The organism is Pseudomonas sp. GW821-FHT09A09, from assembly GCF_059418405.1.
In genome coordinates this window covers 89,741-115,160 of record NZ_JBWKPU010000018.1, presented here as the reverse complement: position 1 = coordinate 115,160, position 25,420 = coordinate 89,741, and the positions used below count along the sequence as shown (strand labels likewise).

The 25,420-nt window shown below is 61.9% G+C and carries 24 protein-coding genes; 16 read left to right on the top strand and 8 right to left on the bottom strand.

Annotated features, from left to right (window positions below; translation table 11 throughout):
• Positions 1–84 precede the first annotated feature (84 nt).
• Positions 85–1,374, top strand: a complete 1,290-nt coding sequence (gene cytX, locus AC07OV_RS17560; protein WP_494997920.1) for a putative hydroxymethylpyrimidine transporter CytX — start codon at positions 85–87, stop codon at positions 1,372–1,374.
• On the opposite strand, the gene AC07OV_RS17555 is transcribed toward cytX, so the two are convergent.
• Positions 1,343–2,089 carry an RsiV family protein gene (locus AC07OV_RS17555; RefSeq protein WP_495092656.1) on the bottom strand — a complete coding sequence of 249 codons (747 nt, stop codon included), beginning with the start codon at positions 2,087–2,089 and terminating at the stop codon, positions 1,343–1,345. The genes cytX and AC07OV_RS17555 overlap by 32 nt on opposite strands.
• A 192-nt stretch (positions 2,090–2,281) precedes the next feature.
• Here AC07OV_RS17555 and AC07OV_RS17550 point away from each other — a divergent pair, with 192 nt between their 5' ends.
• The 8 genes from AC07OV_RS17550 (at position 2,282) to AC07OV_RS17515 (ending at position 11,224) form a co-directional block, all read left to right on the top strand.
• A complete protein-coding gene (locus tag AC07OV_RS17550; protein WP_176997155.1) occupies positions 2,282–2,899 on the top strand; it encodes an NUDIX domain-containing protein in 618 nt (205 codons plus the stop codon).
• Positions 2,890–3,339 carry a DUF1249 domain-containing protein gene (locus AC07OV_RS17545; protein ID WP_176997154.1) on the top strand — a complete coding sequence of 150 codons (450 nt, stop codon included), beginning with the start codon at positions 2,890–2,892 and terminating at the stop codon, positions 3,337–3,339. The genes AC07OV_RS17550 and AC07OV_RS17545 overlap by 10 nt, the downstream gene beginning before the upstream one ends.
• 98 nt (positions 3,340–3,437) lie before the next feature.
• Entirely contained in the window at positions 3,438–4,253 is an 816-nt protein-coding gene (cpdA, locus tag AC07OV_RS17540; RefSeq protein ID WP_495092655.1) for a 3',5'-cyclic-AMP phosphodiesterase, read from the top strand.
• Positions 4,254–4,448: 195 nt separating this feature from the next.
• Positions 4,449–5,057, top strand: coding sequence for a YqiA/YcfP family alpha/beta fold hydrolase (locus tag AC07OV_RS17535; RefSeq protein WP_494997918.1), 609 nt, complete (start codon positions 4,449–4,451; stop codon positions 5,055–5,057).
• 45 nt (positions 5,058–5,102) lie between these two features.
• Complete coding sequence (gene parE, locus AC07OV_RS17530; protein ID WP_176997151.1) at positions 5,103–7,010, top strand: DNA topoisomerase IV subunit B; 1,908 nt, start codon at positions 5,103–5,105, stop codon at positions 7,008–7,010.
• Positions 7,010–8,005 carry an esterase-like activity of phytase family protein gene (locus tag AC07OV_RS17525; protein WP_495092654.1) on the top strand — a complete coding sequence of 332 codons (996 nt, stop codon included), beginning with the start codon at positions 7,010–7,012 and terminating at the stop codon, positions 8,003–8,005. Before parE ends, AC07OV_RS17525 begins: the two co-directional genes overlap by 1 nt.
• 70 nt (positions 8,006–8,075) lie before the next feature.
• Positions 8,076–10,340 carry a DNA topoisomerase IV subunit A gene (gene parC, locus AC07OV_RS17520; RefSeq protein ID WP_176997149.1) on the top strand — a complete coding sequence of 755 codons (2,265 nt, stop codon included), beginning with the start codon at positions 8,076–8,078 and terminating at the stop codon, positions 10,338–10,340.
• A gap of 176 nt (positions 10,341–10,516) precedes the next feature.
• Positions 10,517–11,224: a PqiC family protein gene (locus tag AC07OV_RS17515; protein WP_176997148.1), complete on the top strand. Its 708-nt coding sequence runs from the start codon at positions 10,517–10,519 to the stop codon at positions 11,222–11,224.
• 181 nt (positions 11,225–11,405) lie between these two features.
• On the opposite strand, the gene AC07OV_RS17510 is transcribed toward AC07OV_RS17515, so the two are convergent.
• Complete coding sequence (locus AC07OV_RS17510; protein ID WP_176997147.1) at positions 11,406–12,935, bottom strand: AhpA/YtjB family protein; 1,530 nt, start codon at positions 12,933–12,935, stop codon at positions 11,406–11,408.
• Positions 12,936–13,068: 133 nt separating this feature from the next.
• On the opposite strand from AC07OV_RS17510, the gene serB reads away from it, so the two are divergent.
• A complete protein-coding gene (gene serB, locus AC07OV_RS17505) occupies positions 13,069–14,283 on the top strand; it encodes a phosphoserine phosphatase SerB (protein WP_038850738.1) in 1,215 nt (404 codons plus the stop codon).
• A 138-nt stretch (positions 14,284–14,421) separates the two neighbouring features.
• On the opposite strand, the gene asd is transcribed toward serB, so the two are convergent.
• From asd to AC07OV_RS17490, 3 genes are read right to left on the bottom strand one after another with little or no spacing between them, the layout of a single operon-like run.
• A complete protein-coding gene (gene asd, locus AC07OV_RS17500) occupies positions 14,422–15,282 on the bottom strand; it encodes an archaetidylserine decarboxylase (RefSeq protein ID WP_176997146.1) in 861 nt (286 codons plus the stop codon).
• A gap of 15 nt (positions 15,283–15,297) precedes the next feature.
• A complete protein-coding gene (locus tag AC07OV_RS17495; RefSeq protein WP_457404962.1) occupies positions 15,298–16,113 on the bottom strand; it encodes a rhodanese-like domain-containing protein in 816 nt (271 codons plus the stop codon).
• Positions 16,114–16,170: 57 nt separating this feature from the next.
• Positions 16,171–17,706 carry an HDOD domain-containing protein gene (locus AC07OV_RS17490; protein ID WP_495092653.1) on the bottom strand — a complete coding sequence of 512 codons (1,536 nt, stop codon included), beginning with the start codon at positions 17,704–17,706 and terminating at the stop codon, positions 16,171–16,173.
• A 166-nt stretch (positions 17,707–17,872) separates the two neighbouring features.
• On the opposite strand from AC07OV_RS17490, the gene motA reads away from it, so the two are divergent.
• Complete coding sequence (motA, locus tag AC07OV_RS17485; RefSeq protein WP_176997143.1) at positions 17,873–18,724, top strand: flagellar motor stator protein MotA; 852 nt, start codon at positions 17,873–17,875, stop codon at positions 18,722–18,724.
• A gap of 3 nt (positions 18,725–18,727) precedes the next feature.
• Positions 18,728–19,744: a flagellar motor protein MotB gene (motB, locus tag AC07OV_RS17480; RefSeq protein WP_176997142.1), complete on the top strand. Its 1,017-nt coding sequence runs from the start codon at positions 18,728–18,730 to the stop codon at positions 19,742–19,744.
• Between the two features lie 61 nt (positions 19,745–19,805).
• Here motB and AC07OV_RS17475 read toward each other — a convergent pair whose 3' ends face one another.
• Both AC07OV_RS17475 and rsgA read right to left on the bottom strand, forming a co-directional pair.
• Positions 19,806–20,168, bottom strand: a complete 363-nt coding sequence (locus AC07OV_RS17475) for a type II toxin-antitoxin system PemK/MazF family toxin (RefSeq protein ID WP_495092652.1) — start codon at positions 20,166–20,168, stop codon at positions 19,806–19,808.
• Between the two features lie 319 nt (positions 20,169–20,487).
• Complete coding sequence (gene rsgA / locus AC07OV_RS17470; protein WP_176997141.1) at positions 20,488–21,519, bottom strand: small ribosomal subunit biogenesis GTPase RsgA; 1,032 nt, start codon at positions 21,517–21,519, stop codon at positions 20,488–20,490.
• A 108-nt stretch (positions 21,520–21,627) separates the two neighbouring features.
• Here rsgA and orn point away from each other — a divergent pair, with 108 nt between their 5' ends.
• Both orn and AC07OV_RS17460 read left to right on the top strand, forming a co-directional pair.
• Positions 21,628–22,170, top strand: coding sequence for an oligoribonuclease (gene orn / locus AC07OV_RS17465; protein WP_010213620.1), 543 nt, complete (start codon positions 21,628–21,630; stop codon positions 22,168–22,170).
• 181 nt (positions 22,171–22,351) lie between these two features.
• Complete coding sequence (locus tag AC07OV_RS17460; protein WP_495092657.1) at positions 22,352–22,969, top strand: trimeric intracellular cation channel family protein; 618 nt, start codon at positions 22,352–22,354, stop codon at positions 22,967–22,969.
• Here the strand turns inward: AC07OV_RS17460 and queG are convergent.
• Positions 22,966–24,030 carry a tRNA epoxyqueuosine(34) reductase QueG gene (queG, locus tag AC07OV_RS17455; protein ID WP_495092651.1) on the bottom strand — a complete coding sequence of 355 codons (1,065 nt, stop codon included), beginning with the start codon at positions 24,028–24,030 and terminating at the stop codon, positions 22,966–22,968. The two genes, AC07OV_RS17460 and queG, sit on opposite strands and share 4 nt — an antisense overlap.
• A 63-nt stretch (positions 24,031–24,093) precedes the next feature.
• Between queG and AC07OV_RS17450 the strand changes: the two genes are divergently transcribed.
• Both AC07OV_RS17450 and tsaE read left to right on the top strand, forming a co-directional pair.
• Complete coding sequence (locus AC07OV_RS17450) at positions 24,094–24,954, top strand: NAD(P)H-hydrate dehydratase (RefSeq protein ID WP_176997139.1); 861 nt, start codon at positions 24,094–24,096, stop codon at positions 24,952–24,954.
• Positions 24,942–25,412 (top strand): tRNA (adenosine(37)-N6)-threonylcarbamoyltransferase complex ATPase subunit type 1 TsaE, encoded by a 471-nt coding sequence (gene tsaE, locus AC07OV_RS17445; protein ID WP_176997138.1) that lies wholly within the window; start codon positions 24,942–24,944, stop codon positions 25,410–25,412. Before AC07OV_RS17450 ends, tsaE begins: the two co-directional genes overlap by 13 nt.
• Positions 25,413–25,420 lie beyond the last annotated feature (8 nt).

The following is a 25,420-nucleotide window of genomic DNA, read 5'->3' as shown; positions in this document are numbered from 1 at the left end:
TTGCCGGCGATGGCGCCCGTGAGATCGCCATCGCCGGCAAGCCGGGCTCCTACAGGGGATTAATGCCCCTCAGAGATAACTCCCTTGAGCATTCAACCGAGTACCTACTCCCCCGATATCGCGGTGCCTGCTGACAAACGCGTCTTCGGCGCCCGCGACCTGTTCTCCCTGTGGTTCTCCCTCGGCATCGGCCTGATGGTCCTGCAAACCGGCGCGCTGCTGGCGCCGGGCCTGGGCTTGTCCGGCTCCTTGCTGGCCATCTTCCTCGGCACGCTGGTAGGCGTGCTGTTGCTGGCCGCCGTCGGCGTGATCGGCAGCGACACCGGCCTGTCCGCCATGGCCGCGCTCAAACTCAGCCTCGGTGCCAAAGGCGCCAGCCTGCCGGCGCTGTTGAACCTGTTGCAACTGGTTGGCTGGGGTTCGTTCGAGATCATCGTGATGCGCGACGCCGCCAGCCTGCTGGGCGCCCGAGCCTTCAGCGACGGCAGCCTGTTGGCCAGCCCGTTGCTGTGGACCCTGTTTTTCGGTGGTTTGGCGACGCTGCTCGCAGTGAGTGGCCCGTTGACGTTTGTGCGCCAGATCCTGCGCAAGTGGGGTATCTGGCTGCTGCTCGCCGCCTGCCTGTGGTTGACCTGGAACTTGTTCGCCAAGGCCGACCTTGCCGCGCTGTGGGCCAAATCCGGTGACGGCTCCATGCCGTTTGCCGTGGGCTTTGATATCGCGATCGCCATGCCGCTGTCGTGGCTGCCGTTGATTGCCGATTACTCGCGCTTCGGCCAGCGTGCAAAAAGCGTGTTTGGCGGCACGGCCCTGGGCTTCTTTATTGGTAACTTCTGGCTGATGAGCCTGGGCGTGGCCTACACCCTGGCGTTTGCGCCAAGCGGTGAAGTGAATGCGCTATTGCTGGCGCTGGCTGGCGCAGGCCTGGGGATTCCGCTGCTGCTGATCCTGTTGGACGAGTCGGAAAACGCCTTTGCCGATATCCACTCGGCGGCGGTGTCCAGCGGCATGCTGTTGCGCTTGAAGGTTGAACACCTGGCCCTGGCCATCGGTGTGATCTGCACCCTGATCGCCTGCTTTGCGCCGTTGGCCCAGTACCAGAACTTCCTGTTGTTGATCGGCTCGGTGTTTGCGCCGTTGTTTGGCGTGGTGCTGGTGGATCACTTCATCCTGCGCCGTCGTGGCGAGGGCGTGGTTGCCAGCCTGCGTTGGCCGTCACTGCTGGCCTGGTTGGGTGGCATTGCGACTTATCACCTGCTGGCCAACTTGTATCCGGATGTCGGTGCAACCCTGCCAGCACTGGTGCTGGCAGGGCTGTTGCAGCTGGTGCTGGGCCGCGCCGTTAGTGGCGTGCGGGCATCAGCTCAGGCTTGAGTACGCCGGTGAGGCGCGCGTAGGGGATGGTCATTTCGATCAGCCCCAACGCGTACGGGCCAATGGTGGCCACGTTGTACTTGAGCACCACGCCGTTGCTGGTCAGGGCCACGTTCGGGGTCTTCTGGAACGGCCAGTTCTTCACGAACTCCGGGTCACGGTCCATCTGCGAGTTGATCAGCCAGCTGTTGTGGGCGACTTTGGCCGTGTTCCAGAACGCCTGTTCCTGGCCCGGCAGCAACATGTCGGTCAGGCTCAGCTCTTTGTGCAGGATGCGTGAATAGTTGATGAAGCCACGGCCGGGCTCGCCGTGGGCGGCGCCAGTGTCCAGGTAGCTGGAGACTTCGATGATCACCAGTCCGTCATGCTGCTCACGTACCTTGGCTTGCAAGTACATGCTGTTGCGATCGGCGGATTCGCGCAGGAACTTGTCCCGGTAGGCATTCAAGGTAGGCGGCACGCTGGCGCCCGGCGTGGTACGGGTCATTTGCAGCAGGCGCTGTTCCACCAGGGCGTCCAGTTGCGGCTCGGTGGGGAAGTGCACGGTATCGATGTTCACCAGCGGGCAATCCGGGCTGTCGCAGCCGGGCTTGATCTGTTCCGAGGCGTCCGGCTTGGTGTCCAGCGGCTTGAGGTAGCTGGGTTGGAACAGGCTCTGGCAGGCGCCCAGGGTCAGCGCGATACAGGCCACAGAGGCGATTTTCAAAAGCGACATGGAAGTCCTTCGTCTAACGATAAGAGCGAAATTTGTGGAGCTTCGACTACCGACAAAGCAGTCAGTTCGCCACTAAGCTGATTAGAGTGATTCTGACGCCCGCCGTCTATCCCGGCAACTGGAAAGGGGCTGCACCAAGGGGCGGGAGCGCGTTAGGATGGCGCCCATTGCACCGGCACTACGAGGAAGGATATGACGGACATTGCGAAATCGGCGCCGAGCAAGATCGAGATTGTTCAGCGTGACAATGCCTACCAGGGCTTCTACAAGCTTGATCGCGTGCAGCTGCGCCACGAGAAGTTCGACGGCGGCATGAGCCGGGTGATCAACCGTGAAGTCTTCGTGCGTCATGACGCCGTGTGCGTATTGCCTTACGACCCGCAGCGCGATGAAGTGGTGTTGATCGAGCAGTTTCGCGTCGGCGCCATGGGCCGTACCGACAACCCCTGGCTGGTGGAAATGGTCGCGGGCCTGATCGACAAGGACGAGGAGCCTGAGGAGGTTGCACACCGCGAAGCCGAGGAGGAAGCTGGGCTGACGTTCTCCGCGTTGTGGCCGATCACCAAATATTTCCCTTCGCCCGGCGGCAGTACCGAGTTTGTCCACCTGTACCTCGGCCGTTGCGACAGCGCAGGCGCAGGTGGCGTCCATGGATTGGAAGAAGAAGCTGAAGATATCCGTGTCACCACCTGGGCGTTCGAGGATGCCCTGCAAGCGGTGCGCGACGGCAGAATTTCCAACGCAGCCAGCATTATCGCCCTGCAATGGCTTGCGCTTAATCGCGCGGAAGTGAGGGGGTTATGGCAGTAAAGGCACGGGAACGATATCGAGTTGACTTGGTGGGCCTGCAAGCGGCCTGCGAGGCCAACTATGCGCGGTTGATGCGCCTGCTTCCCGACATGCGCCACACGCCTGAGGCACGGCGCATTGCCGTGACCCACGGCGACCAGATGCTCGGTGTGCTGACCCTGGAGGTCATGCTCACCTGCCCGTACACCACCACCCTGCGGGTGCGCCAGGAACACAGCCTGCCCTGGCTGCCGGTGCCGCAGCTGGAAGTGCAGGTGTACCACGACGCGCGGATGGCCGAAGTGATCAGCGCCGAGCATGCACGACGCTTTCGCAGCATCTATCCTTACCCCAACGTGTTCATGCATCAGCCCGATGAGAAAGCACAGCTCAATGTGTTCCTCGGTGAATGGTTGAGTCACTGTCTGGCCCTGGGCCATGAGTTTGAAGTCGTGCGGTAGATGTGAACTGCATCTGATTCCTTGTATTTCCTCTTTGGTGTCCTGCCCAGCATAATCACGCCAACCGTCCATTCCTGTGATTGCCTTGGGAGAGCGCCTTGCCGAGCGTATCCACCGTGAGCCCCGACGCTTCGGCGTTGCTGGTGCAACTGTCCGACAGCCACCTGTTTGCCGAGGCCGACGGCACGCTGCTGGGCATGAACACCCGTGAAAGCCTGCAACGGGTGATCGACTTGGTGCGCGGGCAGCAGCCGCAGATCGACCTGATGCTGGCCACGGGTGACCTTTCCCAGGACGGCACGCTGGAGTCGTACCAGCAGTTTCGCGAGATGACCCGGGCCATCGACGCTCCGGCACGCTGGATTCCGGGCAACCACGACGAGCCGCAGATCATGGCGCAAGCCGCCATACACAGCGATTTGCTGGAGCCGGTGGTCGACATCGGCAATTGGCGCGTCACCTTGCTGGACTCCGCCGTACCGGGCTCTGTGCCGGGTTATCTGCAGGACCAACAATTGCAATTGCTCGCCCAGGCCTTGAGCGAGGCGCCGAACAGGCATCATCTGGTGTGCTTCCATCACCATCCGGTGCCGATCGGCAGCGCGTGGATGGAGCCCATCGGCCTGCGCAACCCTGACGCGCTGTTTGCCGTGCTTGATCGCTTCCCGCAGGTCAAGGCGGTGCTTTGGGGGCATGTTCACCAGGAAATCGACCGCCAGCGCAATGGCGTGCGGCTGCTGGCTTCGCCGTCCACCTGCATCCAGTTCGCGCCGGGCAGCGAGGACTTCAACGTCAGTGAGCAGGCGCCGGGTTACCGCTGGCTGCTCCTGCACCCCGACGGACGGTTGGAGACAGGTGTTGAAAGGGTCCAGGGCTTCGCCTTCACCGTGGATTACGGCAGCAACGGCTACTGACACCCATCCCCCTTGTAGGAGCCGGCTTGCCGGCGATAGCGCTCTGCCAGCCAAGAAATAGGTGGCTGATTCACCGCCATCGCCGGCATGCCGGCTCCTGCAAGGGTTCTTCTGTGTCCTTTGGGCCGGGGTCATCACACGGGGCATCGATCCCTGTAAACTGCGCCTCTTTGGCTGATGCACGGAGAGCCCGGCATGTCTGCTTCGATCCTCTATATCCACGGTTTCAACAGCGCGCCGGCGTCCAACAAGGCCACTCAGTTGATCACCGTGATGGGTGCGCTCGGCCTGGCCGACCAACTGCGTGTGCCGGCTTTGCATCACCACCCGCGCCAGGCGATTCCCCAGTTGGAAGCGGCGATTGCCGAACTGGGGCGGCCACTGCTGGTCGGCAGCTCGCTCGGCGGCTACTATGCAACCCATCTTGCCGAACGCCATGGCCTCAAGGCGCTGCTGGTCAACCCGGCCGTGAGCCCGCATCGGATGTTCGACGGTTACCTGGGCACCCAGAAGAACCTCTACACCGATGAAACCTGGGAACTGACCCACGACCACGTCACGGCCCTGGCCGAGCTGGAAGTGCCGGCGCCCCAGGATGCCGCGCGTTATCAGGTGTGGTTGCAGACCGGGGATGAAACCCTGGATTATCGCCTCGCCCAGCAGTATTACCGGGCCTGTGCCTTGCGCATCCAGGCGGGTGGCGATCACGGTTACCAGGGGTTTGCCCGGCAATTACCGGCCATGCTGAGTTTTGCCGGCATTGGCCCTGATCACTATCAATCCTTCGATTTCGCAGCTCTTTGAAAATCGCAGGTCATTTTTTAATCGAACGACTCACGACGAGACCTTATGGCCACTCCCAGCGCTAGCTCCTATAACGCCGACGCCATCGAAGTCCTCTCGGGCCTCGACCCGGTGCGCAAACGCCCCGGCATGTACACCGACACCAGTCGGCCGAACCACCTTGCCCAGGAAGTCATCGACAACAGTGTCGACGAAGCCCTGGCCGGCCACGCCAAGTCGGTGCATGTCATTCTTCACGCTGACCATTCCCTGGAAGTGTCCGACGATGGTCGCGGCATGCCGGTGGACATCCACCCGGAAGAGGGTGTGCCAGGCGTCGAACTGATCCTCACCAAGCTCCATGCGGGTGGCAAGTTCTCCAACAAGAACTACCAGTTCTCCGGTGGCTTGCACGGTGTGGGTATTTCGGTGGTCAACGCCCTGTCCACACTGGTGCGGGTGCGGGTCAAGCGCGACGGCAACGAATACGAGATGACCTTCGCCGATGGCTACAAAGCCACCGACCTGGCTGTGGTCGGCACCGTTGGCAAGCGCAACACCGGCACCAGCGTGTACTTCGCGCCGGACCCGAAATACTTCGATTCGCCCAAATTCTCCATCAGCCGCCTCAAGCACGTGCTCAAGGCCAAGGCTGTGCTGTGTCCGGGCTTGCTGGTGACCTTTGAAGACAAAGGCACCGGTGAAAAGGTCGAGTGGCACTACGAAGACGGCCTGCGCTCCTACCTCGAAGATTCCGTCAGCGAGTTCGAGCGCCTGCCCAACGAGCCGTTCTGCGGCAGCCTGGCCGGTAATAAAGAAGCGGTCGACTGGGCGCTGCTGTGGTTGCCCGAGGGCGGCGACAGCGTGCAGGAAAGCTACGTCAACCTGATCCCGACGGCCCAGGGCGGTACCCACGTCAACGGTTTGCGCCAGGGCCTGCTGGATGCCATGCGCGAATTCTGCGAATACCGCAGCCTGTTGCCGCGTGGCGTGAAGCTGGCGCCGGAAGACGTGTGGGAGCGTATCGCGTTCGTGCTGTCGATGAAGATGCAGGAGCCGCAATTCTCTGGCCAGACCAAAGAGCGCCTGTCGTCCCGCGAGGCGGCGGCGTTTGTCTCCGGTGTGGTCAAGGACGCCTTCAGCCTGTGGCTCAACGAGCACCCTGAGTTGGGCCTGGCTCTGGCCGAGCTGGCGATCAACAACGCCGGCCGCCGCCTGAAAGCCAGCAAGAAGGTCGAGCGCAAGCGCATCACCCAGGGCCCGGCACTGCCCGGCAAGCTGGCCGATTGCGCCGGGCAAGACCCGATGCGTTCCGAACTGTTCCTGGTGGAGGGTGACTCCGCCGGTGGTTCCGCCAAGCAAGCGCGGGACAAGGAGTTCCAGGCGATTCTGCCGTTGCGCGGCAAGATCCTTAACACCTGGGAAGTCGATGGCAGTGAAGTCCTGGCCAGCCAGGAAGTGCACAACATCGCCGTAGCCATCGGCGTTGACCCGGGCGCAGCGGACATGAGCCAGCTGCGCTACGGCAAGATCTGCATCCTCGCCGACGCCGACTCCGATGGCCTGCACATCGCCACGCTGCTGTGCGCACTGTTTGTGCAGCACTTCCGCCCGCTGGTGGATGCCGGTCACGTCTACGTGGCCATGCCGCCGCTGTACCGTATCGACCTGGGCAAGGAGATTTTCTACGCCCTGGACGAAGCCGAACGCGATGGCATCCTCGACCGTCTGGTGGCCGAGAAGAAACGCGGCAAACCGCAGGTCACGCGATTCAAAGGCCTGGGTGAAATGAACCCGCCGCAACTGCGCGAAACCACCATGGACCCGAACACGCGGCGCCTGGTGCAGTTGACGCTGGGCGAGGACTTTGCCGAAACCTCGGAAATGATGGACATGCTGTTGGCGAAGAAACGTGCGCCGGACCGCAAGTCGTGGCTGGAATCCAAGGGCAACCTGGCCGAGGTTCTGGGCTGATGCGCACAGGTTTCGCCCTGGCGATCCTGATGTTGAGCGGGTTGGTGGCCACCCAGGTGGCTGCCGCGCCCGTTGCAGAACTCAAATTGGTGTCCGAACACCCGGTTGACGGCATGCGCGGCGGCAATCTCTCCGGCCTGGCCCTGTGTGGCAAGGACCTGTGGACGGTTTCCGACCGTGATGATGATCAGATCTATCGCCTGGATATCAGTGCGCCGACCTGGCAGGCCGAAACGGTCAAGATCGACGTGCCACCGGTGCCCGAGTCCGGGTTGCCCTGGGGCCTGCGTTCGCGGACCAAGGCCGCTTCGTTCATTCGTGGCGGTGATCTGGATTTCGAAGGCATCACCTGCGATGCGGCGGGCAACCGCTACATTGTCAGCGAAGCCCACGCGGCGGTGCTGCAAGTGCCGGTCAGCGGTGAATCGCAGTGGTTGAAGATCGCCCCGGGCATGGTGCGCGAGGCGCGGGCCAGTGGCATGTTGCTGCACTTCAATGCGCTGTTTGAAGGCCTGGCGATCAATCCCGAAGGCAATCAGCTCTGGCTGGCGGCCGAACGTGAGCGGCGCGGCCTGATCTCGATCAAACGTGCGCAAAGCGTGTGGGACTGCGATGGGCCCTGCGTGTTGCTGAGCGAGGCCGGCCAGGAAGTGCAGCCGGCGCAGTTCACCAACGCCAAGGCGGTGTCCAAGGACTTCGCCGACCTGGCGCTGTTCAACGGCAAGCTGTTTACCCTGGAGCGCAATGCGTTCCAGATTTGCCGGCGCGATGGGGTCACGGCCAAGGTTGAGCGGTGCTGGTCGTTTGCCGACGAAACCCTGACGCCCGAGCGCCGCTACGCCCAGCCGTATGGCCTGGCCGAAGCGTTGGTGGTGGATGCTGACGGTGCCTGGCTGGGCATCGACAATAACTTCGGCCCGCGCGCCGATGGTGAAAAACGCCCGGTGGTCTATCGTTTCGCCGCCCCGGCCGGGGGCTGGAGTGCCCAGCCATGAACGTGAATTTTCTTGAATTGACCCGACGTCGCGACATTTTCGCTGCGTCTTACCAAATGATGAGGCCCGCATGAGTGACATCCTCGCAGACAGCTTAGATGGCGTAGAACGCCGGTCGCTGGCTGACTTCACCGAAAATGCCTACCTCAACTACTCCATGTACGTGATCATGGACCGTGCCTTGCCGCATATCGGCGACGGCCTGAAGCCCGTGCAACGGCGCATCATCTACGCCATGAGTGAGTTGGGCCTGGACGCCGATTCCAAGCACAAGAAATCGGCGCGTACCGTCGGTGACGTGCTCGGCAAGTTCCACCCCCACGGCGACTCCGCCTGCTACGAAGCCATGGTGCTGATGGCCCAGCCGTTCAGCTACCGCTACACGCTGGTGGACGGTCAGGGCAACTGGGGTGCGCCGGATGATCCCAAGTCTTTCGCCGCCATGCGGTACACCGAAGCGCGGTTGTCGCGTTATTCGGAAGTGCTGCTGAGCGAATTGGGACAGGGCACCGCTGACTGGGGCCCGAACTTCGACGGTACCCTCGACGAACCCCTGGTGTTGCCAGCACGTTTGCCGAATATCCTGCTCAATGGCACCACCGGTATCGCCGTGGGCATGGCCACCGACGTGCCACCGCACAACCTGCGCGAAGTCGCCACGGCCTGCGTGCGCTTGCTCGATGAGCCCAAGGCCACGGTGGAACAGCTCTGCGAGCACATCCAGGGCCCGGACTACCCGACCGAAGCGGAAATCATCACGCCGCGCGCCGACCTGCTGAAAATGTACGAAACCGGCAAGGGCTCGGTGCGCATGCGCGCCGTCTATCACGTCGAAGATGGCGACATCATCGTTACGGCGCTGCCGCACCAGGTGTCCGGTGCCAAGGTGCTGGAACAGATCGCCGCGCTGATGCAGGCCAAGCCGTCGAAGTTGCCGCAGGTTGCCGACTTGCGTGACGAGTCCGACCACGAGAACCCGTGCCGCATCGTGATCATCCCGACCAACAGCCGGGTCGACCACGAAGTGCTGATGCAGCACCTGTTTGCCAGCACCGACCTTGAGTCCAGCTATCGGGTCAACGTCAACATCATTGGCCTGGACGGCAAGCCGCAGCTGAAGAACCTGCGCAACCTGCTGGTGGAGTGGCTGGAGTTCCGCATACAGACCGTGCGTCGCCGCCTGCAATTCCGCCTCGACAAGGTTGAGCGTCGCCTGCACCTGTTGGACGGCTTGCTGATTGCCTATCTCAACCTGGACAGAGTGATCCACATCATCCGCACGGCCGAGCACCCGAAGGCCGAACTGATCGCCGAGTTCCAGCTGAGCGAGATCCAGGCCGACTACATCCTCGACACCCGTTTGCGCCAGTTGGCGCGACTGGAAGAAATGAAGCTGCGCGACGAGCAGGACGCGCTGCTCAAGGAACAAGCCAAGCTGCAAGCCCTGCTGGGCAGCGAAGCCAAGCTCAAGAAGCTGGTGCGCAGCGAGCTGATCAAAGACGCCGAAACCTACGGTGATGACCGTCGCTCGCCGATCGTCCAGCGCGCTGAAGCGAAAGCGCTGACAGAAACCGAGCTGCTGCCAAACGAGAAAATTACCGTCGTTCTGTCGGAAAAGGGTTGGGTTCGTTCAGCCAAAGGGCATGATATTGACGCCACTGGCTTGTCGTACAAGGCTGGCGATGGGTTCAAGACCGCCGCAGCCGGGCGTTCCAACCAGTTTGCGGTGTTTATCGATTCGACCGGGCGCAGCTATTCGGTGCCGGCCCACACGCTGCCGTCTGCACGGGGGCAAGGCGAGCCGCTCACTGGGCGCCTCACGCCACCGCCGGGGGCAAACTTTGAGTGTGTGCTGCTGCCCGACGATGACGCGCTGTATGTGATCGCTTCCGACGCCGGGTATGGCTTTGTCGTCAAAGGCGAAGACTTGCAGGCCAAGAACAAGGCGGGCAAGGCGCTGTTGAGCCTGCCGAACAACGCCAAGGTGATCCTGCCGCGTCCGGTGGATGACCGTGATAGCAATTGGCTGGCGTCGGTGACCACCGAAGGCCGCTTGCTGGTCTTCAAGATCAGCGACCTGCCGCAGTTGGGCAAAGGCAAAGGCAACAAGATCATTGGTATCCCGGGGGAGCGCGTGGCCAGTCGCGAAGAGTACGTGACCGACATCGCGGTGATCCCGGAAGGCGCAACCCTGGTGCTTCAGGCCGGAAAGCGCACGTTGTCGCTGCGCCCTGACGACCTTGAGCACTACAAGGGCGAGCGGGGCCGGCGTGGTAACAAACTGCCGCGTGGCTTCCAGCGAGTGGATGCTTTGTTGGTGGAAACGCCTGTTTAAGGCGAATTAGAGCCCCCGATCTACGATTTAACGCGTAGATCGGCGCTTTGGCGCTGGAGTCATGGCGCATATTCACGGATGATATGGCCTTTCCAGCGCCGGCGTGGCCGAGCGTGTTTAGGTTATTTTTAGTATTACATTGTGGTTCGCCTTGTGGCAGCCACCTGGATGGGATGATGACTGCTCCACGCCTTCCTTTAATTTTGATGCTCGCTGGCCTTCTGGGGCTGGCGGGTTGCAGCACACACCAGCCTGTGTCGCTGTACCAGCTGGACAGCGGAAGTCCGGCTCAGCCAGCTCAAACCGCTGGCATGGCCGTATTGCTGGGCCCGGTAGTCGTTGCGGACTACCTGCAACGCGAAACCCTGCTGCAACGTCAGAACGATGGCAGCCTGCAAGGTTCCACTGACGGTCGTTGGGCGGGCAGTTTGTCCTCCGACATCAACCAGCTGATGCTGCGCCAGGTGGCGGGCCAGTTGGACAGCCAGCGTGTGGTACTGGCGCCTGCGCCAACCGGCTTCACCCCGGATGTGCAGGTGTTGCTGACCATCACGCGGCTCGACTCGGGCGCTTCGCAACCGGCGATCCTGGATGCGCAGTGGCGTTTGATCGACCGTCGCGGGCAAGTGCGGGACAACCGTATCGTGCATCTGCAGGAAGAACACACCGGCACCACCGCGTCCCAGGTCCAGGCCCAGGGCGTGTTGTTGCAGCACTTGGCGCAGCAGTTGTCGGTGGCCCTCAAGCCATTGGCCAACCAGCCGCCGATTGCCGAGGCACCGCGCAAGCAGGCCCCGGCCCCGGCCAAGCCTGCTGAGCCGCAGAAACCGAAGATGCCGATGGCCACGCCGATCCGCACGGACATGGAAGTCTTCAGGTTCTAAGCCGAACGGCAGATACAAAAAAGGCCCGCTGATTCAGCGGGCCTTTTTGTTTGTGCGTGCTTTGGTGCTGGAACCCCGCCCCTTGTAGGAGCCGGCTTGCCGGCGATGGCGGCCTCAAGACCGCTATCGCCGGCAAGCCGGCTCCTACAGGGGGGGCATTCCCATGCAGGGAACGATCACATCAACCTTTGGTGCGGGTTTCGTGCATCCGCGCCAACTGTCGCTCAAGCATCGACGGGTACGGTTCCATCAACCGCTCCACGCAGCTTGCACCCTCAGGGCTGGCAATTGGGCGGATACGCGCGCGCTGGCGGATCAGCGTGTCTTCGCTGATCTTGCGCTCCACCAGCAGCAGGTTGCGGCTGTGCTGGGACAAGGCCAGTGCGTCCTGGGCGATTTCGGTGAGCAGCAGGTCGATCTGGCTGATGCCGAACAGGTCGTCGCCTACCGTCAGGCCCAGTTGCAGTTGCAGGGTAATGCCGCTGTCGGCCACTTCGATCTGCAGGGCATGGCCCAGGGCACGCAGCAACTCGCCGCAGCAGATGGCGTTGGTCAGGTAGTCTTCGCCGCTGTCTTCACTGTGGAACAGCATCAGCGTGCTGCCATCGTTCAGGGTGTGCAGTTCGCTCTGGTACAGCGAGGCCGCCTGGTCGAGACAGTCGCGGTAGCGCTCCAGCAGCTCAGTCAGGCGTGCGCGCGGCAGGCGGCGCAGTTGGTCCTGGGCACCCAATTGCACAGCCAGTACGGCGCTGTGCTGAGGCTCGGCGTTCTTCACCGGCACGGGCTTGGGCGCTGCAACAGGGGCCGAGGAGTTGTCGCGCAAGTCGGCGAACGGGTCTTCGTCGTCCAGTTCGTCTTCTTCAGCCTTGATCACCTGGCGGGTGGCCGGTTTGAGGCCGGCCACCGGCGGGCTTTCGTCAAAGCCCGGGTCGCGCAGGTTGCGCACTTCAAACTCGGGCTCATCGTCGTAATCGGTGTCGTCGAACTCAGGCTCTGGTTCTGGCTCGCGCACGGCGGGTTCCGGGGCGAAACTGGCGTGCAGTTGGCGAGCGAGGTCGCCGATTTCATCCTGGCGATCAGTGGCCGGGGTGTGTTCGTCGATATCGCGCAGCCAGATGCGCAGTTGCATCAGGGGCGTGGAGATGTGCCGGCCCAGGCGCAGGCTTAAGGCCAGGGCCAATGCCAGCAGGATCGCGCTCAAGATGCCCATGCTTTGCAGGCTGATGGTCATCGGCTGCTGGAACTGCTGCATGTCGAGGCTGATGCGCAGTTGGCCGGCCTTCACGTCCTGGAACGTGATGTTGCTGGAGTACAGACCTTCGGCTTCACCCAACAGGCCGTTTTTCGGGCGCTGCCCGGCTTCGGCCATGATCCGGTTGTCCACGCTGTAGATGGCGGCATGGGCCACCAGCGGGTTTTTGGTCAGGTTGTTGAGCAGCACGTTGAGGCTGAGGATGTCGTTGGACACCAGCAGCTCAGTCGCCGAGGTGGCGGTCTGGGTAGTCAAGCTTTCGCCCAGGGCGTCGGCTTGCTCGTGCATGGCCTGCTTGAACTGCAATCCCATCACGCAGGCGTAGATCACCAGGGCCAGGGCGACCAGGATCACGTTATGGCTGGCGATGCGTAATGCGATCGGTACACGGCGGTGGCGCAGTGCCCGGAAGATCAGCAGGAAGAAATTATCGGTTTTTACTGGCGTGGGCCGGTTCACTTGCGCTCGGCTCTTGGTCCGTGAAGTTGACGCGCAGTATAGCGACAGCCCTAGAACCGGCAAAGCGCTGGCTGTGCCCGATGGTCACTGAAAGTGGGTAGAATGCGGTTTTTTTCCAGCCTGGGGGTGCGCCTTGCGCGAAATTGTCCTGATTAACATCACCGGTGAAGACCGTCCGGGTCTTACTGCGGCTATTACCGGCGTTCTGGCCCAGGGTGGTGTGAACATTCTCGACATCGGCCAGGCAGTGATCCACGACACCCTGTCGTTCGGCATCCTGGTCGAGATCCCGAGCACTGAACAGGCGTCTTCGGTCCTCAAGGACATCCTGTTTACCGCGTACAAGCTGGATCAGCAGGTGCGTTTCACGCCAGTGTCCGAAGAGGATTACCAGCACTGGGTGGCCGGTCAGGGCAAGAAACGCCACATCGTGACGTTGCTGACCCGCAAGGTAACCGCCGAACAATTGCAGCGTGTCAGCTCCATCACCGCGCAATACGGCTTGAATATCGACCATATCGACCGCCTGTCGGGCCGCATGCCATTGGACACCCCGGCCGACAAAGGCAAGGGCTGCATCGAGTTCTCCGTGCGCGGCGAACCAGCTGACCCGCAAGCCCTGCGCGCCGAGTTCCTCAGCGTGGCCCAGGAGTTGAATGTCGACATCGCTTTCCAGGAAGACTCGCTGTTCCGTCGCAACCGTCGCCTGGCCGTGTTCGACATGGACTCCACGCTGATCGAGGCCGAAGTCATCGACGAACTGGCCAAGGCGGCCGGTGTGGGCGAGCAGGTTTCCGAAATTACCGAACGCGCCATGGCCGGCGAGTTGGACTTCCGTGCGAGCTTCAAGGAGCGCCTGGCGCTGCTCAAGGGGCTGGACGTCAGCGTGCTGGACTCCATCGGCGCCTCCCTGCGCCTGACCGAAGGCGCCGAAACCCTGTTCGCCGAACTCAAGCGCCTGGGCTACAAGACTGCGATTTTGTCGGGTGGCTTCACTTACTTCGCCAAGCAATTGCAGGCCAAGCTGGGCATCGACTACGTATTCGCCAACGAGCTGGAAGTGGTGGATGGCAAAGTCACTGGCGTGGCGGTAGAGCCGATTGTGGATGCGCAGCGCAAGGCAGATCTGCTGAAGGAATTGGCCCACAAGGAAGGCTTGCGTCTGGAGCAGACCATTGCGGTCGGCGACGGAGCGAATGACTTGCCGATGCTGGCGATCGCCGGGTTGGGTGTGGCGTTCCGCGCCAAGCCGTTGGTGAAGCAGTCGGCCAAGCAGGCGATTTCGACGTTGGGGTTGGATGGCGTGCTGTATCTGCTGGGCTTCCGCGACCGCGACGGCCAGCTCTAACTCCGCGATCCCCCTGTCGGAATGGGATCAAAATGTGGGAGCTGGCTTGCCTGCGATAGCGATGGTGAATCCAACACCGCTATCGCAGACAAGCCAGCTCCCACATTGATTGGGTTCCAGCTTTGAATCTGGTGTGGATCAGGCTTTCGGCAGTGCGATGCCTTGGCCCATCTGTACCGGCGTACCGGCTACCAGCTCTTCAGCCCACTTCACCTGATCCGGCCCGAACAGCACGATCGCGGTCGAGCCCAGCTTGAAGCGACCCAGTTCTGCACCTTTTTCCAGATGAATCGGCGCACGCGCGGCTTCGTCGTAACGGAAGGTTTTCAGCTCGCGTTTCGGTGGCGTTACCAGGCCAGCCCAGACCGTTTCAATCGACGCCACAATCATCGCGCCCACCAACACCACGGCCATCGGGCCACGTTCGGTGTCGAAGATGCAGGCAACGCGTTCGTTACGGGCAAACAGCTCAGGCACGTTTTCAGCGGTGGTCTGGTTCACCGAGAAGATGCGGCCCGGGATGTAGATCATCTCGCGCAGGGTGCCGGCCAATGGCATGTGCACGCGGTGATAGTCTTTCGGCGACAGGTAAACCGTCGCGAAATCGCCGCCCATGAACGGTGCAGCCACGGCAGAGTCACCGCCCAGCAGTTCCAGCACGCTGAAGCTGTGGCCCTTGGCCTGGAACACGCGACCGTGTTCGATTGGGCCCAATTGGCTGACGGCACCGTCGGCCGGGCTCAGTACCGCGCCTGGGGTCTGGTCCAGCGGGCGGGCGCCGTCTTTCAAGGCGCGGGTGAAGAAGGCGTTGAAGTGCTCGTAGGCGGTCACGTCTTCAACCAAGGCCTGGGACATGTCCACTTGGTAGCGCTTGGCGAACCAGCTGGTGAAGGCATTCTTGAACCAGCGCACGCGGCATTCGGCGACGCAGCCAGCCAGGCGCGACAGCAAGTGGTGCGGCAGCAAGTATTGGCTGAGGATAAACAACTGCTTTTTCATAACTGTCCTTAAACCTTAAATCTCGACGGGGGTGTCGGGGTGGTTGCCCCATTCGCCCCAGGAACCGGCATAACCTTTGACTCGCGGATAACCGAGCGCCTTGGCCACCAGGTAGGTGAAGCCAGAGCGGTGGTGAGTCTGGCAGTGGGTGATGATTTCTTTGTCGCGGGTCAGCCCGAGATCTTCGAGGATCTGCGGCATGTCGCGGCGGATACGCAGGTTGCGCGCCTTGTCCATACCTGCGGTCCATTCGAAGTTCACCGCGCCAGGGATGTGGCCACCCTTGGCAGCGAGCACTTTTTCGCCGGAGTATTCCAGTGGGCCGCGTGCATCCCAGATGCCCAGGTCGGCAGCACCGAGGCGGCTTTGCAGGTACTCGCGGGTGGCCGTGGGGCCATCATGCAACGTGAGGCTGACCGGGCCGCCGACAGGTGCGGGCACGTCGGTGGTTACCGGGTGCTGGCCTTCGAGCCACGCCAGCAGGCCGCCGTCCAGGTAGTGGTATTTCTGGTGGCCGATCACGTCGAGCATCCAGATGAAGCGCCCGGCCCAGCCGCCGCCTTCGTCGTCATAGACCACGTAGGTCGCGTCCGGGGTGTGGCCCAGTTCGCCGAAGAGTTTTTCCAGGTCGGCCTTGTGCGGCAGCAGGCCAGGGGCGGGTGGCTGGCCCAGTTGGGTGCGCTTGGGGTCAACGAAATGCGCGCCGGGGATATGCCCTTCGGCGTAGCGGGCGGCACTGGTGAGGTCCACCAGAATCAGGTGTTCGGCATCAAGGCGACCTTGCAGGTCGCTGGACTCGATCACCAGCGGCAAGCCAGAGAAGTCAGGCATGTGAGGTCTCCTGGGCACAAATGTTGGCGATAAAAGAGGGCGATTGTAGCGCAAGCATCAGGCGCTGCGGTTGGTAAAGCTGTGCAGGGCTTTCTCGATGCACTGGGCGGTTTTGCCGAACGCCTGCACGGTGGTTTCCGAGAACGGCCCGCCACCCTGATCGGCCACCATCAACATCACCACGCGGCCATTGCAGCTCAGGGAGCGCAGCAGCAAATGCTCGCCGGTGAACAGGCGACGCAGGATCGGCGGTAACAGCGCCGAAAACTGCGCATGGTTCTCGGGGTTGAGGCGTACCTGGGCGGATTTCTCCAGCAAGCGTTGCAGCAGCGTGCTGTTGACCACGTCCAGGCTCAGATTCGCGGCGTCTTTGGGCAAGCCGTCAGCCTGGTGCACTCGCAGCGTGCTCAGGGCGCGATCGGCCATGAACAGCAAGACCCGTTGCATGCCGCTGGCCACCAGGGCCTCTTTGGCGCAGGTGGTCAGGTGCATGGCGTTGGCAAAGCGGCTTGGCTCCACCAGCAATTCGGTGCAGCGCTTGCGCCACACCGCCAGGGACTCAGCCGTGGGTGGCGGCGCCGGCAGCAGGCCTCGATGGATCTTCTGCACATGCCACGGCCAGATCAGCGACAGCGCCGGGTGCCACAAGTCGGGCATCAGGGTTGCGCGGGCACTGGTCACCGCTTGCTGGTGAACCTGCTGCTGTACCTCGGCCAAAGGCTGTTGCAGGTACAGCGCGGTGAGGTATTGCCAGCGTTCGGTGTGCGGGCAGGTCCAGGATTCCTGGGCCGACATCGCCAGGCCATTGGCCAAAAGCACGGTGTTGGCCGGCTGATTCAGCCAGCGACGCAAATTGGGTTCGGCATCGAGCAGTTGCTGGTGGCGCAGCGGGTCATCTTCACGGGCGATGTGCAGGGCCTTGACCAGCAGGCGTTGCTCGGTCAGCAAGAGCGTATAGCCCTGGGAGACCCAGATCGGCAGGTGCCAGGTTTCGGTCAGGCCGACGCACAGGTCCAGGAGGCGCACACCGAACAATTCCTGCTCGACCTGGCGCGCGGACTGGCCCTTGTGGATCACCCGCAGTTCCCATTCTTCCAGGAGTTTGGGGTACGCCACGGCCATTGGCCACAACGGCGACAGGAACAACAGGCTGCCCCAGTGGATGTCTTGCCACAGCCGCGCCAGGCGGCTGGCGAACAGGCCGTTGGCTTGCTGTGATGCATGCTGGCTCACCAGCAGCAGTTGGCGCAGCGCCACGGGAATTTCGTTGGCCGGCACTGAAGGCAAGCGTGCCAGCAGCTCTTCGGCGCGCTTGAGACCGAGGCGGTTAAGCGCCACTTCAAGGTTTTCGGCCGGTTCCGCCAGGCTGCCGTGGGTATGGCTGTTGGCTTCGCGCATCACGCTGAGCACCAGCGCGGGGCTGTTCTGCATCAGTTCGGCAATGTCTCGCAATGAACTGCGGCTGTCGCGGATGGCTTTGCACACGCGCTCGTGGCTGGCCTGTGGGACGGGCAGCAGCACATCGTCCAGGCGCTTGATCCAAGCGGCGAGGGTGGTGGGTTTTGAACTTGGGACTGTCGTTTCATTAGCCATGATTGGGGCGCGATCATCACTTGCATTCAACACGCCCGGAACGGGCCGAATTGGCTTTTCGCCTTAACGGGCTATAGTCTGGCGCAGTTTTGCCGATAAGTAGAACAAGAGTTTTCGGCTACACCCAATATGTCCATGAACCCGACGGCGCAAGTACAGATCCCCTATGGCTAAAATTATCGGCATCATCGTCGTCATCGCAAGCGTGCTCGGTGGGTACGTCCTGTCCCACGGTAAAATTGCTGCACTGATCCAGCCTTTCGAAGTGCTGATTATCGGTGGTGCCGCGTTTGGTGCATTCCTGCAGGCCAACCCTGGCTACATGACCATGCACGTGATCAAGAAGTCGCTGGGCATGTTCAGCTCGCGCTTCTCCCACACCTTCTACCTGGATGTGCTGGGGCTGATCTACGAGATTCTCAACAAGAGCCGCCGCGAAGGCATGATGGCCATCGAAGCCGACATCGAAGATGCCGCAGCCAGCCCGATTTTCGCCAAGTACCCGGCCGTGCTCAAAGATGAGCGCATGACCGCCTACATCTGTGATTACCTGCGCATCATGTCCTCCGGCAACATGGCTCCCCATGAGCTGGAAGGCCTGTTCGACATGGAACTGTTCAGCCTCAAGGAAGAGCTGGAGCATCCCTCCCATGCGGTGACCGGCATTGCCGACGGCATGCCCGGTTTCGGTATCGTCGCGGCGGTACTGGGTATCGTGGTCACCATGGCGTCCCTGGGCGAAGGCGACCAAAAGGCTATCGGCATGCACGTAGGTGCGGCACTGGTGGGTACCTTCTTCGGTATTCTCGCGGCCTATGGTTTCTTCGGCCCGCTGGCCACCTCCCTGGCCCACGACGCCAAGGAAGAAGTGAACCTCTACGAAGCGATCAAGGCGTGCCTGGTGGCTTCGGCCTCTGGCATGCCGCCATCGCTGGCGGTGGAGTTCGGGCGCAAGGTGCTGTACCCGAAACACCGCCCAAGTTTTGCCGAGCTGGAACAAGCGGTTCGCGGTCGCTAAGTCATGGAAAACAACCAGCCGATAATCATCAAGCGCGTCAAGCGCTTCGCTGCGGGACACCATGGCGGCGCCTGGAAAATCGCCTTCGCCGACTTTGCGACGGCGATGATGGCGTTCTTCCTGGTGCTGTGGTTGATGTCTACCGCCACGCCTGAACAGAAAATCGCCATCGCCGGCTACTTCAAGGACCCGATTGGCTTCTCGGAAAGCGGTACGCCCTTTGTGATCGACCTGGGCGGCTCGCCACAGCTGGCGCCTGAGCGCACCATCAACCCCGAGGTCAAGACCGAGACGCCGCAGCAGAACATTCCTATCGAGCGCGAAACTGTCGAATCGATGGCGGAGCAGGTCGAGAAGGAACGCCTGGAATTGCTGCTGCAGGAGCTGCAGACCAAGGTCGAGGAAAATCCGCAACTGCTGAAGTTCAAGGACCAGATTTCTTTCGAAATCACGCCTGAAGGCTTGCGCATCCAGATCACAGACGCCGCCAACCGGCCGATGTTCGACTCCGGCAGCGCCCGCCTGAAGCCGTACTTTGAGGACATCCTGCTGGCCATGGCCGATACCATCAAGGCGGTGCCGAACAAGATCAGCATCAGCGGCCACACCGATGCCAAGCCGTATGCTGGCCAGGGCGATTTCGGTAACTGGGAGCTGTCGGCCAACCGTGCCAACGCCGCTCGCCGTGCGCTGGTGGCGGGCAGCTACCCCGACCCGCAAGTGGCGCGCGTGGTGGGCTTTGCGTCCTCGCAGCTGTTTGATCATGAAGACCCGTTCAACCCGGTCAACCGCAGGATCGACATCGTGGTGCTGACCAAAAAGGCCCAGCGTGCGATTGAAGGTGACCAACCGCCACCTGCGCCGACCCCAGGCGCCGGCGCCCCGGGCGAGGTTCCGGCCGACCCGAACGCGATCCCGCCAGGGCAGGAACCGTTGCCGGCCCATGAACTGCGTCAGAAGCTGAATCTTTTTGATGATGGTGGGGTGAAGGATCCTACGGTTCCCAAGGCAGGTTCCTAACCGTCTCTTTACTTGGCCTCAATGAAAACGCCCCGATTGATCGGGGCGTTTTCATTTTTGCTCAGAAGGGCAGGTAGGCTTTGACGCCGCTGATGACGCCTCGCATGTCATCGGTGCACAAGCGGGGCACAAAATATTCCCGGCCTTTGGATCGGGTTTTTCGGTGCAGTTTGTCCAGGCGCTCGAAGCTGACGGTGTAGATCATGTCGCACTTCACCCAGAGCTCTTTGTGGCCGTCGGATTGAAGTGGATTGGCGCGCAGGAGGTGGTGCCAATCGTGCTGGATGTCGGGGGCGGTCGAGGAGATCGGTACCACTGTGCAGAGTTTGCGTTTATGTGTGGCGGTGGGGGAAATCACCACGACTTTGCGGATTTTCAGCATTTCTGGCGCAACAAAGCCTCGTGTGAAATCGCAGAGCAGCACATCGCCTTGTTTAGGGTGATAGTAGAGAGCCAATGGTTAATTCCCCACAAAAAGCAAAGCCGCCCGGAGGCGGCTTCATTCGACACGCAGTGGAGCTTGCTTCGCCCCTTCTGCGCCGCTGGATCAACTTCGAAAAGGATCCAGACTCCTGCCAGCTTGCGCTGGTGACGGAGCGATTATGAGCATCGGGAAATTCGAATTCAAGCTGGCTTGTGTCGACGAGCCACCCAGTTGTGCCGAATTCTTGATGCCAACTCCCTTTAAATCAATGGACTAGGGAGCTTTACGTTGCCCTTTATATGTATCAAGAAATGGCCTGTCAGTAACTGCTTTCCGGCAAGCTCGCAATGATCGACCGATAGCTGTTCATCCGTTGCTGCTGCACGCGGCCGTCTTCCAGCGCCTTGAGCAATGCACAGCCCGGCTCGCGGTCGTGCTTGCAGTCGCGGAAGCGGCAGGTGCCGATCAGGTCGTTGAACTCGATGAAACCGGCTTCCACGTCGCTGCGGCTGACGTGGCCGAGGCCGAATTCGCGGATGCCTGGGGAGTCGATCAGCTCACCGCCGCCCGGGAAGTGGAACAACCGCGCCGTGGTGGTGGTGTGGGTGCCTTGGCCGGAAAGCTCCGACAGCGGACCCACGCGGGTTTCGACTTCCGGCAGCAGGCTGTTGACCAGCGACGACTTGCCCACGCCCGATTGGCCGACAAACACGCTGATGCGCCCGTCCAACTGCTGTTGCAGCTGTTCCATGCCGTTGCCGTGATGGGCCGACACTTCCAGCACCGGGTAGCCCAAGGTGCGGTACACCGCCAGCAAGGCATTCAGCGCCGGGGCGTTCTGTTCGTCGATCAGGTCGTACTTGTTGAGCAGCAACAGCGGCCGGATGCCGGCGTGTTCAGCCGCGACCAGGTAACGGTCGATAAGGTTGGCATGGGGCTCGGGCAGTGGCGCGAACACGATCACGATCATGTCGACGTTGGCCGCCACCGGCTTGAGCTGGCCACGGCTGTCCGGGCGACGCAGCTCGGTGGTGCGCGGCAACTGGGCGACGATCACGCCGATACCCTGGTTGCCGGCACGCCAGACCACCTGGTCGCCAGTCACCAGCGCTGGCAGGTTGGCGCGCAAATGGCAGCGGAACACCTGGCCGGCGAGTTCGCCTTCCAGCGCCTCCACTTCGACCTGCACACCAAAGTGCGCGATCACCAGGCCCGTTTGTTCAGGGCCCAGGTCGCCGCCCTCAAGCGCTTCCACGGCGGAGGATTCACGTTTGGCGGCGCGAGCGGCGCGTTCACCTTGAATCTTTTCGATGCGCCAGTTTTGGCGACGATTGAGCTGGCGTTTGGCCATGGGTGTTCCGTGTCGATAATGCAAAGGTTGGGTAAAACGGTCGCGAGTCTAGCACGGCCCCGCCTGCTAAACTGCGCAGCTACGCCAAGGTGCCAAGAGAATAGAGCCATGCAAAACCCACAGAACCTGATTTGGATCGATCTGGAAATGACCGGTCTGAACCCTGACACCGACGTCATCATCGAGATGGCCACCATTGTCACCGACAGCAACCTCAACACCTTGGCCGAAGGTCCGGTGATCGCCATCCATCACAGCGACGCCGTGCTCGCCACCATGGACGAGTGGAACACCCGCACCCATGGCAACTCCGGCCTGACCCAGCGCGTGCGCGACAGCCGTATCAGCATGGCTGAGGCCGAGGCCGAAACCATCGCCTTCCTGGAAAAATGGGTGCCCAAGGGCAAGTCGCCGATCTGCGGCAACAGCATCTGCCAGGATCGCCGCTTCCTCTATACCCACATGAAGGCGCTGGAAAGCTACTTCCACTACCGCAACCTGGATGTGTCCACGTTGAAAGAGCTGGCCGCGCGCTGGGCGCCGGAAGTCAAAGACAGTTTCCATAAAGGCAGCACGCATTTGGCGCTGGATGATATTCGCGAGTCGATTGCCGAGCTGCAGCATTACCGCAAGCATTTCATCAAGGCCTGATTAAGCGGCGCTTGAACCGGCACCATCGCAGGCAAGCCAGCTCCCACATTTGATTGCATTCACACATCAAACTGTGGGAGCTGGCTTGCCTGCGATGAGGGCAGCGCGGTCTTTCGCCAAGCGCCCCCTTTTGGTGCCATCACCAAATGATTAGACTGCGCGCCTCTTTGCAAGGATCGCCATCATGCTGTTGATGCTCTACCTCATCGCCATCACCGCCGAAGCCATGACGGGCGCGCTGTCCGCCGGGCGACGCGGCATGGACTGGTTCGGTGTGGTGTTGATCGCCTGTGTGACAGCGTTGGGCGGCGGTTCCGTGCGTGACGTGCTGCTGGGGCATTACCCGCTGACGTGGGTCAAGCACCCCGAATACCTGGTGCTGACCTCCATCGCCGCGCTGGTGACCATCTTCATCGCGCCACTGATGCGACACCTGCGCTCGTTATTCCTGGCGCTGGACGCCCTGGGCTTGGTGGCCTTCACCCTGATTGGCTGCATGACCGCGCTGGAAATGGGCCACGGCATGCTCGTGGCCTCGGTCAGCGGCGTGATCACCGGTGTGTTCGGCGGCATTCTGCGGGACATCTTCTGCAACGACATCCCGCTGATCTTCCGCCGTGAGCTGTACGCCAGCGTGTCGTTCCTCGCCGCCTGGTTCTACATGCTGTGCCTCTACCTGGAATTGCCCAGCGAGCAAGCGATCCTGCTGACCCTGTTCAGCGGCTTTTTACTGCGCCTGCTGGCGATCCGTTTTCACTGGGAAATGCCCAAGTTCGTCTACAACGACGACGTGCATTAACGGCTGGCGTGCTGGGCCAGCGCCCATTCCACGTGTTCGCGTACCAGCTCCGACGGGTAATCCCGGCGGGCCTTCAGGGCTTCCAGCACGGGAATGCTCGACGGCGCATTGCCCAGGCCCACGGCCAGGTTGCGCAGCCAGCGCTCGTAACCGGCGCGGCGTAGCGGCGAGCCCTCGGTACTGCTGAGGAATTTATCCTCGTCCCACATAAACAGTTCCGCCAGCTCGGCATTGTCCAGGTTGTGCCGTGGCTTGAAGTCACCTTCGGCGGTTGAGCGGGCGAAGCGATTCCATGGGCACACGATCTGGCAGTCGTCGCAGCCGAACACGCGATTGCCGATCAACGGCCGCAGGTCTTCGGGGATCGCGTTCTTCAGCTCGATGGTCAGGTAAGAAATGCAACGTCGCGCATCCAGCACATAGGGGCCAACGAAGGCATTGGTGGGGCAGATATCCAGGCACGCCGTGCAGCGGCCGCAGTGTTCGGTGCTGTGGGGTTCGTCTACCGGCAGCGGCAGGTCGACAAACAGCTCGCTCAGGAAGAAATAGCTACCGGCCTTGCGGTTGAGCACCAGGGTGTTCTTGCCGATCCAACCCAGCCCGGCTTTTTCCGCGATGGCTTTTTCCAGTACGGGGGCGCTGTCGACAAAGGCGCGAAAGCCAAACGGGCCAATTTGCGCCTGAATGCGCTCGGCCAGTTGCTGCACGCGCTTGCGGATCAGCTTGTGGTAGTCGCGGCCCAAGGCGTAGCGCGAGATATAGGCTTTTTCCGGCTTGGCCAGCAGTTGCGCCATTTGTGTGTCGCCCGGCAGGTAATCCATGCGCAGCGACACCACACGCAACGTGCCCGGCACCAGCTCATCCGGGTGCGAGCGTTTGCTGCCGTGGGCGCCCATGTACTCCATCTCGCCGTGGTAGCCCGCGTCGAGCCAGCGTTGCAGGTGCTGTTCATGCTCGCCCAGGTCCAGGCCGCTGATGCCGACTTGTTGAAAGCCCAGCTCGCGGCCCCAGTCTTTGATCGATTGGGCGAGGGCAGGCAGATCGGAGGTAATGGCAGGCATGAGACACAGGAAACCGCAGGTTAGATGCGTATAATTCTGCCAGACATCGGAGCTCGAAGACGCATGCCGCAGACAAAACACGAAATAACCGACGTTCAGCCCCTGTTGCACGGCCATTTGCCGCAACTGGCTGCGCGTTCACCCGACGCCCATAAGGGCCAGTTCGGGCACTTGCTGGTCATCGGGGGGGACCGCGGCTTTGGCGGCGCGGCCTTGCTGAGCGCCGAAAGCGCCTTGCGCAGTGGCGCGGGCATGGTGTCCCTGGGCACGCGCGCCGAGCATGTGCCCGCAGCACTGGCGCGGTTGCCGGAGGTCATGACCGTGGGCGTCAGCTCGGCGAACCAGTTGATGGGCTTGCTGGAAAAAATCTCGGTCATCGTCATTGGCCCGGGCCTTGGTGAGGCCGCGTGGGGCAAAAGCCTGCTGTCGGTTGCCGCCAATGCCAAGCAGGCGCAGGTCTGGGACGCCGATGCCTTAAATCAACTGGCCAAGGGCGGCGTGCAGCTACCGGCCAACTGCGTGATCACGCCGCATCCGGGTGAGGCGGCACGTTTGCTGGGCCTGTCGACAGACGAGGTTCAGGCCGATCGCCTTAAGGTGGTGCGCGCGCTGAGTCAGAAATTCAAAGCAGTGGCTATCCTCAAGGGGGCTGGCAGTTTGATTGCCAGCCCGGACGGACGTGTTTCGCGCTGCGACCAGGGCCATCCGGCGATGGCCACGGCGGGGCTTGGCGACGTGCTGGCCGGCCTGGTGGGCGCGTTGCTCGCCCAAGGCATGCCGGCTTATGAGGCCAGTTGCCTGGCCGTGTGGTTGCACGCCACGGCGGGGGATCGCCAGGGTACCTTTGGTCGCGGCTTGGCTGCCAGCGACTTGATACCTGCCATTCGTCAATTGCTGGAGGAGCAATCGCCGTGTCTGAAGTAATCCTTTTCCTGGCCGATGAAGACGCCATGGTGGCGTTCGGTAATCGCATTGCCCAGGTGACAACGGGGGCGGGGCTGATCTTTCTTGAGGGTGACCTGGGCGCGGGCAAGACCACCTTGTCGCGAGGGATTATCCGAGGGTTGGGCCATACAGGGGCAGTAAAAAGCCCTACGTTCACCCTGGTAGAACCCTACGAAATCGGTGCCGTACGGGCCTTCCACTTCGACCTTTATCGCCTGGTAGACCCCGAAGAGCTGGAATACATGGGCATTCGCGACTATTTCGATGAAGACGCGCTGTGCCTGATCGAGTGGCCAGATAAAGGCACAGGCTTTTTGCCAAAGCCGGACCTGACCATTACCATTACGCCGCATGAGCACGGACGTCAGCTGAAGTTGTTGCCCCAGAGCGCGCGCGGCCAGTCGTGGTGCGCCGCTTTGGCATTGGAATTCAAATAATTGGTGGG